This window comes from Trueperella bernardiae (genome assembly GCF_030246965.1).
Taxonomy (GTDB): Bacteria; Actinomycetota; Actinomycetes; order Actinomycetales; family Actinomycetaceae; genus Trueperella; species Trueperella bernardiae.
Genome location: NZ_CP127099.1, coordinates 1,445,649 through 1,458,993 on the forward strand (window position 1 = coordinate 1,445,649; position 13,345 = coordinate 1,458,993).

The 13,345-nt window shown below is 65.3% G+C and carries 11 protein-coding genes and 1 pseudogene; 6 read left to right on the forward strand and 6 right to left on the reverse strand.

What is annotated here, in order from left to right; genetic code table 11:
• Window positions 1-65: 65 nt before the first annotated feature.
• Entirely contained in the window at window positions 66-1,316 is a 1,251-nt protein-coding gene (locus QPC17_RS06655; protein ID WP_062613468.1) for a sugar ABC transporter substrate-binding protein, read from the reverse strand.
• Between the two features lie 276 nt (window positions 1,317-1,592).
• Between QPC17_RS06655 and QPC17_RS06660 the strand changes: the two genes are divergently transcribed.
• The 5 genes and pseudogenes from QPC17_RS06660 (at window position 1,593) to QPC17_RS06675 (ending at window position 7,245) form a co-directional block, all read left to right on the forward strand.
• Window positions 1,593-2,615, forward strand: coding sequence for a LacI family DNA-binding transcriptional regulator (locus QPC17_RS06660; protein ID WP_285321269.1), 1,023 nt, complete (start codon window positions 1,593-1,595; stop codon window positions 2,613-2,615).
• Between the two features lie 28 nt (window positions 2,616-2,643).
• Window positions 2,644-4,299: a glycoside hydrolase family 13 protein gene (locus QPC17_RS06665; RefSeq protein WP_285347137.1), complete on the forward strand. Its 1,656-nt coding sequence runs from the start codon at window positions 2,644-2,646 to the stop codon at window positions 4,297-4,299.
• Window positions 4,300-4,534: 235 nt separating this feature from the next.
• Window positions 4,535-5,080, forward strand: a pseudogene (dcuC, locus tag QPC17_RS09635) (C4-dicarboxylate transporter DcuC); the annotation flags it as partial.
• A 55-nt stretch (window positions 5,081-5,135) separates the two neighbouring features.
• Window positions 5,136-5,894, forward strand: coding sequence for a C4-dicarboxylate transporter DcuC (gene dcuC, locus QPC17_RS06670; protein WP_285347138.1), 759 nt, complete (start codon window positions 5,136-5,138; stop codon window positions 5,892-5,894).
• Between the two features lie 16 nt (window positions 5,895-5,910).
• Window positions 5,911-7,245, forward strand: a complete 1,335-nt coding sequence (locus QPC17_RS06675; RefSeq protein WP_070446425.1) for a lyase family protein — start codon at window positions 5,911-5,913, stop codon at window positions 7,243-7,245.
• Here QPC17_RS06675 and QPC17_RS06680 read toward each other — a convergent pair.
• From QPC17_RS06680 to QPC17_RS06695, 4 genes are all read right to left on the reverse strand, one after another.
• Window positions 7,242-8,102, reverse strand: coding sequence for a MurR/RpiR family transcriptional regulator (locus QPC17_RS06680; RefSeq protein WP_062613463.1), 861 nt, complete (start codon window positions 8,100-8,102; stop codon window positions 7,242-7,244). The genes QPC17_RS06675 and QPC17_RS06680 overlap by 4 nt on opposite strands.
• 61 nt (window positions 8,103-8,163) lie before the next feature.
• Window positions 8,164-9,069, reverse strand: coding sequence for a tetratricopeptide repeat protein (locus tag QPC17_RS06685; protein WP_285347139.1), 906 nt, complete (start codon window positions 9,067-9,069; stop codon window positions 8,164-8,166).
• 12 nt (window positions 9,070-9,081) lie between these two features.
• Window positions 9,082-10,095: a hypothetical protein gene (locus QPC17_RS06690; RefSeq protein WP_062613461.1), complete on the reverse strand. Its 1,014-nt coding sequence runs from the start codon at window positions 10,093-10,095 to the stop codon at window positions 9,082-9,084.
• Window positions 10,088-11,200 carry a hypothetical protein gene (locus QPC17_RS06695; protein ID WP_285321272.1) on the reverse strand — a complete coding sequence of 371 codons (1,113 nt, stop codon included), beginning with the start codon at window positions 11,198-11,200 and terminating at the stop codon, window positions 10,088-10,090. Before QPC17_RS06695 ends, QPC17_RS06690 begins: the two co-directional genes overlap by 8 nt.
• A gap of 143 nt (window positions 11,201-11,343) precedes the next feature.
• Between QPC17_RS06695 and QPC17_RS06700 the strand changes: the two genes are divergently transcribed.
• A complete protein-coding gene (locus tag QPC17_RS06700; RefSeq protein ID WP_285347140.1) occupies window positions 11,344-12,447 on the forward strand; it encodes a coiled-coil domain-containing protein in 1,104 nt (367 codons plus the stop codon).
• A gap of 153 nt (window positions 12,448-12,600) precedes the next feature.
• On the opposite strand, the gene QPC17_RS06705 is transcribed toward QPC17_RS06700, so the two are convergent.
• On the reverse strand, window positions 12,601-13,299 hold the full coding sequence (locus tag QPC17_RS06705) for an alpha/beta fold hydrolase (RefSeq protein WP_062613458.1): 699 nt from the start codon (window positions 13,297-13,299) through the stop codon (window positions 12,601-12,603).
• Window positions 13,300-13,345 lie beyond the last annotated feature (46 nt).

A 13,345-nucleotide genomic window follows, 5' to 3' on the forward strand; every position in this document is an offset into this window, starting at 1 on the left:
CCCCTTCGGTTCTTAGGACAAGTGCCGGTCTGTCAGCGAGACCGGCCGGCACTTTCCATGGATCACTACTTGTTCATCTCTGTTTCGATGTCAGTAATCATCTTGTCCCACACGCCTGCGGGATCGGCGTCGCCGGCGATGATCTGCGACTCAGTCTTGCCCCAGAAGCCCCACACGGCACCCATCTCGGGCAGCGACGGCATCGGGAGGGCCTCCTTGCCCGCGGCGGCGAAGCCGGCCATGAGCGGATCGGAGGTCGCGTCATTAGCGGAGGCGGTCAGAGCGGGCAGGCGCTGGCCGATCTCGAAGAGCTTGTCCTGGACTTCCTTGGAGCCGACGTAGTTGACGAGGAAGTCGGTGGCGAGCAGCTGGTTAGCCGAGCCGGCGTTGATGAAGCCGCCCTGGACGCCCAGGAACGGGGAGGCCGGCATGTCGCCAGCGGCCGGGATCGGGTCAACCGCGATGTTCATGCCGGCAAAGTCCGCGATCATCCACGGGCCACCGAGGATGTAGGGGGACTTGCCGGACTTGAAGGCATCAACAGCGATGTCGTAGCTGATGTTGGTGTCGAGCACGCCGGTGCCCTTCTCGCCGTTGTCGGAGAGCCACTTGGCGAAGGCCTTGCCCTTGTCGCCACCGAGGTTGAGATCGGCGGTGTAGTTCTTGTCGCCATCAAGGGTGAAGACCGGGCCGGAGAAGGAGGCCTCGAAGGGGTACATGGTGTACGGGTCGCCGTCGGCGCCCACCTGCATGATGAACGGGTACTCGACGCCGGCTTCCTTGCCCTTGGCGATCATCTCGTCGAAGGTGGCCGGGGTGGAGTCCACCAGGTCGGCGTTACGGAAGATGGCGAGGTTCTCCACGGCGTAGGGCACGCCGTAGGTGGTGCCCTCGTAGGTGAAGGCGTTGACGGCGAGCTCGTTGAAGTCGCCAGCCTTGTCGCCGAGCTCGACCGGGGCCACCAGGCCGTTGGTGACGAACTCACCGAGCCAGTCGTGGGCACCGAAGACGACGTCCGGGCCCTCGCCAGCAGCGGCCTGCGAGGAGAACTCCGAGCGCATTTGGTCATTTTCCTTGACGACGAGCTCGACCTCGTTGCCGGTGTCTGCCTTGTAGTTGTCAGCCGCGATCTTGAAGGCCGGCTCGCGGTTCGCGTCGGTCCAGATAACGAGCTTGCCGCCGCCAGCGGGGGCCTCGGTGGAGGTTTCGGTTGCCGGGGCAGAGGTCGTCTCCTTGCCGGACGAGTTGTTGTCTGAACAGGCCGCCAGCGTCAGTGCCAGGCCGGTGCTCGCAATAAGCGCAATGCTCCTTCGCATTTTCTCTCCTCTTTATGTGGTGTGATGCGGTGGAGCGAACGAGGTTACGGAGCCTCATTGCTCGCTTCCTTCCGCGTGTCTTTGATCATACGTTCCCGAAAGCGCTTTGCAAGGCTTTACAAGGATTGTGCAAGATTCACGCAAGCGACAACGCCCGAAAACCGCGCGTTTCCGCGCTTTACCCACCTCAACGGAGAGTGTGTTATGCAAATATCACGCAAGATCTCTGCAAATAAGCTAAGGTGTCGGTGAGTTCAACGACGACTTGGAGAAACCGTGGCCCGAAAGATCCGCCTATCTGATATTGCTGCACAGGCAGGGGTATCAACCGCCACCGTCTCACGGGTCCTCAACGGCAAGGATTCCGTAGCCCCTGAAACGCGCCAGGCAGTGATCGCCGCACTTGACCTGCTCGGCTACGAGCGCCCCGAGGTGCTGCGCGAACGTAGCGGCGGCCAGATCGGCATCATCGTTCCCGAGCTCACCAACCCCGTCTTCCCGCTGTTCACCCAGCAGATCGCCAACGCTATGACAGTGCAGGGTTTCACTCCCCTGCTTGGCACGCAGATGGCCGGCGGCGCCACTGAGGACGCGTACGTGGAGGCTATGATCAGCCAGCGGGTGGCGGGCTTCGCCTTCATCTCGGGCCTGCACGCGGACTCTACCGCGAACACAGCCCGCTACGAGCGCATCTCGGAGCTGGGAATCCCGTTCATCACGATCAACGGCGCCAACCCGGCCCTCGCCAACCCGGATTTTTCTGCCGACGACGCCTCGGCCGTCCGCCAGTCGATCCGCCACCTTGTCACGCTCGGGCACACGAAGATCGGCCTGGCCTCCGGTCCGATCCGCTTCTTTCCCTCCCGGGACAAGACCGAGGCCTACCTTGATACGATGCGCGAGCTGCTGCCGTACGAAAAGCCGCGCGTCATCCACACTCTCTACACCCTGTCGGGCGGCCAGTTCGCGGCCTCCCAGCTGATCGGCGCGGGGTGCACCGCGATCATCTGCGGCTCGGACCTCATGGCGCTCGGGGTCGTGCGGCGCTGCCGCTCGATGGGCCTGCAGGTCCCGCAGGACGTGTCGGTGATCGGCTATGACGACACGCCGTTCACCAGTTTCACCGACCCGCCGCTGACCACCCTGCGCCAGCCGGTCAAGACCATGACCGAGGCCGCGGTGTCCACGCTGCTCGCGATGATCGGGGGCGCGCCGGCCGACGTCGGGAAGATGAAGTTCGAACCGGAGCTCATCGTGCGCGAATCGACCAGCCGCCACCACGAGTCCGCCCGCCACTAAGTTCACCTACCCAATTCAAAGGATACCCATGCTGCTTCATGCCCAAAGCGCCCCCGGCCAGTGGTGGCGCGAGGCCGTTATCTACCAGATCTACCCCCGCTCCTTCGCCTCCTCCGCCGGCCCGATCGGCGACCTGCGCGGCATCATTGGCAAGCTCGACTACCTGAAAGACCTCGGGGTCGACGCGGTGTGGATCAGCCCCTTCTACGTCTCCCCCCAAAAGGACGCGGGCTACGACGTGGCGGACTACCGGCGCGTGGACCCGATGTTCGGCACGAATGACGACGCCGTGGCGCTGGTCCGCGCCGCCCACGAGCGCGGGTTGAAGGTGATCGTGGACATGGTACCCAATCACACCTCGGACCAGCACGCCTGGTTCCAGGCGGCCCTGCGCAACCCAGGCGGGCCAGAGCGGGAGCTGTACTGGTTCCGCGAAGGGGAGGAGATCCCCAACGACTGGGGCTCGATCTTCGGCAAGGCCGCATGGACGCGCGTGTGCGACCGGTCCGACGCGCCCGGCTCGCCCTGGGAGCACGACAAGCAGTGGTATCTGCACCTGTTCGATTCCAGCCAGCCGGACCTCAACTGGGAAAACCCCGCAGTGCGGGCCGAGTTCCGCGACATCCTGCGCTTCTGGCTGGATCGGGGCGTGGACGGCTTCCGCATCGACGTGGCCCACGGGCTGGTCAAAGACAAAGCGCTACCCAACTGGAACTACGAGGTGGCGATGGTTTCCGGCATCGGGGACGCCCCGCGCCCGCCGCACTGGAACCAGCCCGGCGTGCACGAGATCTACCGCGATTGGCGCGCCGTGCTCGACGAGTACGGGCCGGACCGGGCGCTCGTCGCCGAGGCCTGGGTGGACGAGCTGACGGACCTGGCCAACTACGTGCGCCCGGACGAGATGAGCCAGGCCTTCAACTTCGACTTCCTGTGCACGCCGTTCGACGTCGACTCCTACCGGGCCGTCATCGCCGATTCGCTTGCCGCCATGGACACCGTGGGCGCGCCCACCACCTGGGTGCTGTCCAATCACGACGTCGTCCGCGCGGCTTCCCGCATGGGCCTGCCGGTCACGGGCAAGGGCCCGAACGGGATTCGCTCCACCGACACGCAGCCGGACGTGGAGCTCGGCTTTGACCGGGCGCTCGCGGCGCACGTGCTCCAGGCTGCGCTTCCCGGCTCGTGCTACATCTACCAAGGCGAGGAGCTAGGGCTTCCTGAGCACATGGCGCTCGACGACTCGGTGCGCGAGGACCCCGCCTTCTTCCGCACCGAAGGCGCCGAGGCCGGCCGCGATGGCTGCCGCATCCCCATGCCGTGGCAGGCGGACGCGCCCGGCTACGGCTTCTCCCCCAGCGGGGCGACCTGGCTGCCCCAGCCCAAGGAGTATGGCAAGCTGGCCGCCGACGCGCAGGCCGCCGACCCGGCATCGCCCCTCACGCTCTTCCACACGCTGCTGGCCGAGCGTAAGCGACTGGGGATGGCCCGTGCTGAGCTGAACGAGCCCGAGGAGGGCCACCACCTGCACTACGTCTCCCGGCTGGCAGGCCGCGATGACGTCCACGTCATCTGCACCTTCGACGAGCCCGCCGAGCTCCCTGCCGGCGCGAAGATCCTCGTCCAGTCCCGGCCCTTCGCCGGGGTCATACCGCCGAACGCCGCGGTGTGGTACACCTTGTAGAACGCCACGGACACGGTTGGGCCCGGGAGGAAACTCCCGGGCCCAACGTCCTATTCCGGGCCGAGTCTCCGTAAAGAACTGACCGTGCGGGCGCGAAAACAATCAATTCACACCACTATTTTGATGAAAACTTCTTTTCGTAGGCGTACTCTGAATATTAGTTTTCAACCAACGAAGACATGAAAGCTAATTCTCAGCCGTTGGCGATGGCGCCAACACTAAGAAGGGGTGGGCGATGTTTCTCATCATTCTCGCTATCCTGGTCACCATTGGCGCAGGATACATGCTCGTCAAGGGGAAGCAGCCGATCATGGTGCTCCTCCTCGCAGGTCTGTTACTGATTGGGGCCGCAGTCATTCTGGATTCGAGCGCGATGCCGCTGTCAGAGGACGCGACCTCGGGTTCGCGATGGGTTGACATCTTCGGAGTCATCGAGTCCGTTGCCAAGAGCCAGCTCGCAGGGGTTGGGTTAATCATCATGGCCGCTGGTGGTTTCTCAGCCTACATGAAGAAGATCGGCGCGACCCGAGCACTCGTCGAGGTAGCCGCCAGCCCGATGGAGAGGTTCCACCGGCCCTACGTCCTCCTGGTCATTGCCTATTTCCTGGGTCAATCGCTCTTCATGGTGATCCCAAGCGCCGCGGGTCTCGCCCTCCTTTTGCTGGTCACCCTCTTGCCGATCCTCAAATCGGCGGGGGTTCGCCCGGCCGCGGCGGGTGCCGTCATCGCGTCGGTCTCGGCACTGCCCATGGGCCCTGGTACAGGAACGGCCATCCTCGCCGCTGAGACTGTGGGGGGTCTCCCCCGCCGTCTACTTCGTCAAGAATCAGCTACCCGTGGCGATCCCCACGATGATCGCCATCGCCGTCACCATTTACTTCACCCAGAAGTACGTCGATCGACGCGAGGCCGCCTCGGCAATCCAGGTCGAGCAGGAACAGGCCGCGGGAGCGTCAGCACCCAAGTGGTACGCCCTTTTGGTGATTTGCCCCATCATCCTCCTCATTGTCTTCAGCCCGCTCACGAACGACGCCATTGAGTTGTCGACCGTTTCTGCTTTCTTCGTCGTCTGGCTCGCCGCCATGGTGATCGAGCTGATCCGCAGGCGGGAGATCAACGGCGTCTTCCTTGACGCACGTCAGTTCTTTGCAGGCATGGGTAACATCTTTACTTCCGTGGTCGCGCTCATTATCGCTGCACAGGTCTTCGCCGAAGGCCTCAAAATCACGGGCCTCATCGACGGTCTCATCGGTCTCGCCCAGCGCGGCGAAATCGGGATCGGTGTGATGGCCATCATCCTCACCCTTATCGTCGGCCTCGTCACCTTCCTCACCGGCTCCGGTGTCGGCGCCTTCTCTGCCTTCGCCTCGCTCGCTCCTAAGGTTGCGAGCGACATGGGCGGCTCGGTTGCCACCCTCGTCACCCCAATGCAGTTCGCGGGTGGCCTGTTCCGCTCAATGTCTCCTATCTCCGGCGTCGTTATCTCTGTCGCTGGAACAGTCGGCGTCAGCCCCGCCGCGATCGTCAAGCGCACGGCGCTCCCGATGGCTGTCGGCATCGTCGTCATGACTACCCTCAGCCTGATCGTTGGCTAATAGAAAGGAAATCACCGTGTCTTTTGGTTTGCTTGATAGCGCACTGACCCGCAGGGGGTACGTCTACACCGACTTCGATGAGATCTGGGGCGAGCGGCGCACCCTCGAGGCGTGGTTCGAGGTCGAGGCCACGCTCGCCGAAGTCCAGGCGACGCTTGGCATCATTCCGAAGGAGGCCGCCCGGGCCATTCGCGCCAATGCCCGCGTCTCCGACCAATTCGTCGACGCCGTCAGCCAGGGTGGCGTCGGCAACCCCCTGATCGTCGGGCTCGACAACATCCGCAAGACGATTCCCCCGGAGCATCGCGGCTGGGTCCACTATGGCGCAACCAGCCAGGACATCCTTGACACCGCGCGCGCCCTGCAAATCCGCGAATCACTCGATCTAATGGAAAGTCACCTCATCGCCTTGCGCGACACGTGCGAGCGTCTGGCTCACGAGCACGCAGAGACTGTCATGGTGGCGCGCACCAACGGCCAGCAGGCCCTGCCCACCACGCTCGGTCTACGGATCAGCCGCTGGAAGGCCAGCCTCGACCGTGATCTGCGCCGACTTCAGCTGTGCAGAGACGAGGCGCTCAGCGTCCAGTTCTCCGGGGCGGCCGGCACCTACGCCTCCAATGGCGAGGATGGGCCGAGAATCGCCGAGGGCCTAGCTGATCAGCTTGACCTGACCTTCCGTCTGCTGCCCTGGCACGCTGACCGCGATTCGATCACGATGCTGTGCTGCGTGGTGGCCATCCTCGGCCAGAACCTCGCCAAGATCGCCGAAGACCTCTTCGACATGCAGCGCAACGAGATCGGCGAGGCATTCGAAGCCATGGATGCCCACCTCTCCGGCTCATCCGCCATGCCGCAGAAGCGCAACCCCTTCGCCATGATGAAGACATCCGTGGCCGCGCGGCTTGCCGCCGGAGCTACAGCCACCCTGCTCACCCAACCGCCAGGCGCCCACGAACGCGACCACCGCCAGCTCGAGGTTGAGCGCGACGTCCTGCCCCGTACGCTCGTGCTGGTCGGGGGCGCGCTGGAGAAGCTCAACGGCCTCTTCACCCGACTCACGTTCAACGCCGCCCACCTGCGCCGCAATGCTGAGCTGGACGGTCCACTCATCCTCACGGAGAACATCCTTATGCAAATGGCTCCCCATATCGGGCACGACCGCGCCCATCACGTACTGCAGGATTTCGCGGCCGAGTACCGCGAAAAGGGCACCACCCTCGCCGCATTCGTGTCCCGGTCACCGGAGCTGTCTGATGCACTGGCCTCGGTGGACCTCGATCGACTCTCGCAGCCCGACAGCTACACGGGCCTGTCCGCCCACCTTGCCAGGCAGGGCGAACAGGACTAGGAGGATTGGCCGGGTTTGATGATCAGACCCTGGCTCGTAAACAGTTCCTCGATCTGCTCAATGCGCTCGTTGGAGCCCTCGTTCTCGAGGGCTCCAACGAGCGCCTCCAAGAAAACGAGCAGGGTGCTTCGGCTACGGAACCGGCCGACCGGCGGCGGGGCCTGCAACGTCATGATGATATCCGCGTGCTGGCGTAGCGGCGAGGCTGGCCGGTTCGTCACCAGGATGGTCGTAACCTTTTTCTGGTGTAGAAACTCGATCAGGCCTTTAATGGGTGCCGGGTGCCGGTCAAAGATCGAAATCAAGGCAATAGCATTCGGCTCGATTCCCGCAAGCTCATGGGGTAAGACGTCGATGTCTTCCGGCGACCTCATGTTGCCCCGATGGTAGCGCGCGAGCAGGTAAAAATAGCGCAACAGGTAGCGCCCCGAGGCGTGAGAGAAGAGATAGAGCGGCCGGGACTGATCCCGCACCAACTCAACGATCTCATCGAAGACCAGCGCGCTCTCCTCCGTGATAGAGGAGCCAATGCTCGCCTCTGCCGTCTGCACCTGTGCCGACCACATCGCCGCCGGCCGCGACGGTTCAATCTGCGCGACGTTGCGTTCGGCGGGGGAATCAAAGTTCTCCCGCACCTCCTCCCGCACCGCACCGCTGAAGTCTCGGAAACCCGCGTATCCGAGGCTCCTCACGAAGCGGGTGACGGACGCGGGACTCACTCCTGCTCCCGCCGCGATGTCCTCAATGTTCTCAAACGCGATGTTGGGGAAATGATCCTGGAAGTATTCCTGGAGCAGAGATTCCGTGGCCGTCGGAGTTTCGACGTTAGCAAGTCGATTAAAGAGCGAGAGTTTCACGCCGAGTCCTTCCACGGTTCGAAACTATTGTCTATCTCCACATTGTCAGGCTGGCCGCCCGTTAGAACAGCGCGTTCGTCAACGCCTTACGCGCCTGCGTGACCACCTCGGAGGGCCCGAGGATGTCGAAGTAGGCAAGCAGGCGCTCGCGGGCGGAGTCACGATCCTCCCCGCTGGTTGCCCGCACCACCTCGATGAGCCGGGCGAACGCGGCGTCGGGCCGGTTGAGGGAGAATTCGACGTCGGCGGCGGTCAGGTGCGGCTCGACGTCGCTCACCGGCGCCTCGGCCGCGGCGCGCAGCACGGACTCGACCCTCGACACGTCGCCGGCGATATCCAGCTTCTCGATGCGCTGCAGGAGCTCGACCTGGTGGAGGGCCGTCTGGGCCTCGTCGTCGCCGGGGTTCTCCGCGAGCGCCTTGGTGTAGGCGGCGTGGGCGGCAGCGAGGTCGCCCTTCTCGAGCGCCTCGCGCCCCTCGCGGTGCAGCGGCGGGACCTCCGGTTCGGGGGCGGCCGCCGAGTTGTCGAGCACGCCGTTAATGCCATATTGGGCGGCAGTCTCCACGAGCTTGTCGAGGGTCTCGGCCAGCTGGGCCTCCTCGGGCATGCCCTGGAAGAGCGGGACCGGCTGGCCCTGCAAGAGCGCGGCCACGGCGGGCACCGCGCTCACCCCGAAGGACTGGGCCACCTCCGCGTACTCATCCACGCTGAGCTTGGCCAGCTGGATGCGCCCGGCCTTGGCGGTGATGAGCCGCTCGAAGATCGCAACAAGGGTTTGGGAATTCTCGGAATGGGACGAGTGGAAGACCACCACCACCGGCACCTTCGCCGACGTCGTCACCGCACCCTGCAAGCCCTGATCCGTGAGGTCGTAAATCCACGGGCCCTGGACGGCCCCGCCCGCAGCCTGCGGCTCCGGCGTGTTAAACATCGACAGGTCGACAGCGCCACCCATAGACATCGACATATGCTCTCCTCTTTACTGCTGGTCCTGTGCCACGTTCTCCACGGAAATCAGCGTGGGCTCCGCCGAGCCGATCACGCGCACCGTGGCATCCGCGCCTGCCGGCGGCACGTAGAACGCCACTGTTGTCGAATAGTTCGCCACGCCCTGGTGATCGATCTCCAGCGTGGCGTTCTCCCCCGAGCCGTTGTACAGCGCGCCGATCTGCCCGCCGATGCGCAGCTTGGCCCCGTCCACGGTCTTCGTGATCCGGATCGCGTAGCGCATCTCGCCCACGATCACCAGGCCGCCGTTGTCGGTGGCCACGCCGCGCAGGCCCGCGTCGCCTACGTAAAAGTCCGTGGCGGCCGTACCCAGGTCCCCCAACGACTGCACGAAGGCATCCTGCTGGTTGGCGATCTGCCGGTAGAGCGGGTCCTCCGCCTCGAAAGCGATCGCTTGCTGGGTGCGGGTGCCGTTGTAGGCCACGTACGCGGCGAGCACCTCATTCGGGTCCACCGCGTAGTCCGCGGGCTCGACGTTCGGGAAGCCCTCGGCGTTGTTCAGCTGCGAGACGATGGTGGGCGCGTCCACGCCCGGGAACAACGCCACGTCCGCCCACAGGTGGTAGTTGCCGCGCGCCGAGTCCTGGCTCCACACCGCCAGCGAGGTCAGGTTCTGCCCGTCGCGCGGCGGCACCACGGCCATCATCGAACGCGGGAAAGCCGTGCCCGACGACACCGGGGTCGCATCCGTATCCACCAGCAGCGGGTCGAGGTCATAGGAGTCGCCCAGCAGGGATTCAAGCTTGAGCTGGGCCGCGCGGTAAGTCTTGGCCGGCCCGCCCACGCGCACGCCGAGGTCATCCGCGTTCAGGCTCGTGTCCGCCGCGGCAATCCCATCTGCCGCCGCCTGGGCGATCTCGGCGAACTTCGCGTCCGCCACCACCACCTGCGGGTTCGACCCGCTTACCGGGCTCGGGACCGCCTGCTCGCTCGCGCAGCCGCCCATCAGCGTCACTACGGCAATCGCCGCCACCGCCTTACGCATCCTCGTCTCCCTTCTGGAACGGAGTACCCCACTTGAAATTCCACAGCGCCCGCCAGTCCTTTTCCTCTTCGGCCGCTTCGCCGACGACGTCGTCCGCGCCGAGCTCGCCACTCTCCACTTCCGTCGGCTCGCCTTCCGCTGGCTCAGCCTGCTCGGCCTCCGCGGGGGCGTTAGCCTCAGATCCTTCGGGCTCTACGGCCGGCTCCACGGCCTCATCGACAGCCGCGGGATCGACGTCGGGATCCTCGTCCGCTACGGGAAGCACCACCCGGTCGGCGTCGCTCAGCTCGCGCTCGCGCAGCTCCTGGTTGACGGCGGGAAGGATGCCCGCGCCGAAGGCGCCTCCGGTCTGCTCAGCCGCCGACTGACGCACGCCCAACTCCTCCGGCGACTCATCGCCCCGGATCTTCGGCATGATACTGGTCTCGGCCTCGGAGCGCTCCTTGCGCTCGCGGTAGCTCTTCGCCACGCTCGCTTGGTCCTGCTGCGCCTGGCGCGCGCTCAGCAGAAGGAGAGCTCCGATCAGCAGGAGGAGCACGCCGATCGCGATCACCGGCATCGGGTTCGACAGCGCCAGCGGCCTGTTCCACGTGAGCGTGAGGTCGGGCGCCTGCCCGGTGGACGTCGTCGCGATGAGGGACTGCTCGAAGCTGGTGTCGGGCGTGAGCTCGAGCTCCACGGACCCCTCCCCCGAGCCCGAATCGAGCCACAGGTCAGAGCCCGTGATGACGAAGCCGGCCTCGCTGGCCGCCGCCTCGTCAATTGCGGCACGCGCCTCATCCGTGCCCGGGACCGTGTCCGACGACGCGGCCTCCCAGCTCTCCAGGCCCGTCACCTCGGTAGCCGGGGCGTCGCCCACGTAGGCCCGGACGTCGCCCGTCGTGGCCAACGCCCACTGGACCGTGCCCTCGCCCTCGAGCGTCACCGCCACCGTGTCATTCACCATCTCCAGGACGCCGGGTGCGGTGAAAATGAATTGCGACTCGCCGCCTGGCACCGTCACCTCAACGACGGTCGATTCCTCAGCCGTGGCAGCCCGGACAATCCCGAAAACCGCCACGATCAGGCCCAGGATAACCAAAAGCAGGCCGCCGATCCGTTTCATACCAGTTCCTCAGCATCCAGTAGTCTTTGATAACAATTGTGTAACACTATCCTGACACAGGTAATAAAATCATCGTAGTGTGAGTGACTCGACGGCGCGGTGACACTACGCTGTAGGGAGAGAAAACCGATCAAGGAGCCAATGTGACCGACCAATTCCCAGTCGTCATGCGCGGATACGACCGCGCTCAGGTAGACGAGCGCATCTCCCAGTTGGAGGCCAGCCTCGAGCAGACGCGGGATCACGTCTCCCGCCTGGACGCGCAGATCCTCCAGCTCTCCGCCGAGCTGACCGAGGCCCAGGACGCGCTGCGGGAAAATGAGCGGCCCTCCTACTCCGGGCTCGGCTCGCGCGTGGAACGCCTCCTGCGCTCCACCGAGGAACAGGCGCTCGACCTCATGATGCGCGCCCGCCAGGACGCTGCCGCGCTGGTTGCCGACGCGAAGTCCCGCGCCGCCCAGCTGCGCGCCAGCGCCGAATCCGAAAGCCAAAAGACCCTCGAGCACGCCCAGACGGAGGCCACCACTATGCGCACCAAGGCCGAAGCCGAAGCGGCCACCCTGTCCGAAACCACGCGTCGAACCGCCAACGAAATGGTCTCCTCCGCCGAACGCGAGGCCGCCCGCCTGCGCACGCTCGCCGACAAGGACACCACCGCCCTGCGCTCCGAGGCCGAACATGAGGCCGCGGCCCTTCGGGCCCAGACGGAAGAGGAGATGACCAATCTGCGCTCCACGGTGGCCCAGGAGGTGGCCAAGATGCGCGCCGAGGCGGAGGACGAGATCGCCGCGAAGGCCGCCGAATCCGCCCGCGCCCTCACTGAGCAGGCCGCCGAACTGCGCGCCCGCGCCGAGGAGATGGTGAGCGCGGCCGAAAACGAGGCACAGGACGCCGAAGCCCGGGTGGTCGAAGCCACCAAGCGGGCCGACGAGCTCACCGCCACCTCGAACACCGAGGCCGCCGCCATCCTCACCCAGGCCCGCGAAGAGGCCGCCGTCATCCTCGAGGCCGCACGCGAGGAGGCCGACCGCATCCGCTCCGCCGCGCAAAGCGCCGCCGACGGCGAGCGCAAATCCGCCGAAGAGCACGTGGCCTCCCTGCGCGAACAGCGCAACTCCCTCCAGTCCTACCTGGAGGACATCCGGGCGATCCTCACCTCCTCCTCACACTCCATGGCACTCGAGGAGATCGTCGATTCGGCCGAAGACAAAGCCGGGAAAGGCGGTGCCGGCGAGGGAGCCGAGTAGATAAGCTCTGCCAAGTGGACGCTGGTACGTCGAGGGCCCCGGGCATGCGCCCGGGGCCCTCTTCGCTCTCGCGGCGTTGCTAACTCGTGAATCTGAGAGGTTTCATGGCCGTATCGGCCCCGATCGGCTCCAGAATTACCAGTTAGCCACCACTTAGCGGGCTACGTGCGCGTAAAAATCGCGCAAAATGGCCGCCAGCTCCACCGGGCTCTCATCAGCCGCGAAGTGGCCCACGCCCGGGATCTCCTTGATCCGTGGCTGGTCGGTACGCAAGGCGAGCTTCATGTAGCTCTCCATCGACGCCGTGGGATCCTCCGTACCACGAATGAAATACACCGGGCCCTTCACCCGCGCCACCGCGTCCGTGCGATCCTCACGGTTCGCCATCGCCCGCTGGATCCACGCCAGGCCCTCATTCGGCAGGGCACGGAAGCGGGCGTCCAACGACGCCCGGACCTCGTCCGATGCATCCGGGCCCACCATCGTGGTCGTCCAGTCCTTTACCGTCTCATAGCCCTGGCCCGCGTCAGCCTTGGCGGCGGCGTCGCGGCGGAAAGCCTTGCGGTCGGCATCATCGGAATTGATGTTCGTGTCCATGAGGGCAAGGCCGGCCACGAGCTCGGGGTACGTGACCGTGAACTCCGCGGCCACCGAGCCGCCCATCGACAACCCGCCGAGCGCGATGCGCTTGATGCCCAGCTCGTCCAGGCGCGCCTTCATCGCGGCCACGAACGTGGCGATGCTCGGCTCGCCCGCCATGAACTCCGCGGTCAGTTCGGATTCCCCGAAGCCCGGGGCATCGAAGGTAAGGATGTCGACGTCGGAAAGCTCGCTGCGCACGGCATTCCACATCGCCGAATCCAACGGCAGTGCATGAAGAAGCACAAGCGGAAGGTCA

Coding starts and splice junctions, on each gene's coding strand:
- QPC17_RS06695 (WP_285321272.1), bottom strand. CDS start 11,200: ATGAAACGGATCGGCGGCCTGCTTTTGGTTATCCTGGGCCTGATCGTG.
- QPC17_RS06655 (WP_062613468.1), bottom strand. CDS start 1,316: ATGCGAAGGAGCATTGCGCTTATTGCGAGCACCGGCCTGGCACTGACG.
- QPC17_RS06690 (WP_062613461.1), bottom strand. CDS start 10,095: ATGCGTAAGGCGGTGGCGGCGATTGCCGTAGTGACGCTGATGGGCGGC.
- QPC17_RS06685 (WP_285347139.1), bottom strand. CDS start 9,069: ATGTCGATGTCTATGGGTGGCGCTGTCGACCTGTCGATGTTTAACACG.
- QPC17_RS06665 (WP_285347137.1), top strand. CDS start 2,644: ATGCTGCTTCATGCCCAAAGCGCCCCCGGCCAGTGGTGGCGCGAGGCC.
- QPC17_RS06705 (WP_062613458.1), bottom strand. CDS start 13,299: ATGTGGAATGCCGTGCGCAGCGAGCTTTCCGACGTCGACATCCTTACC.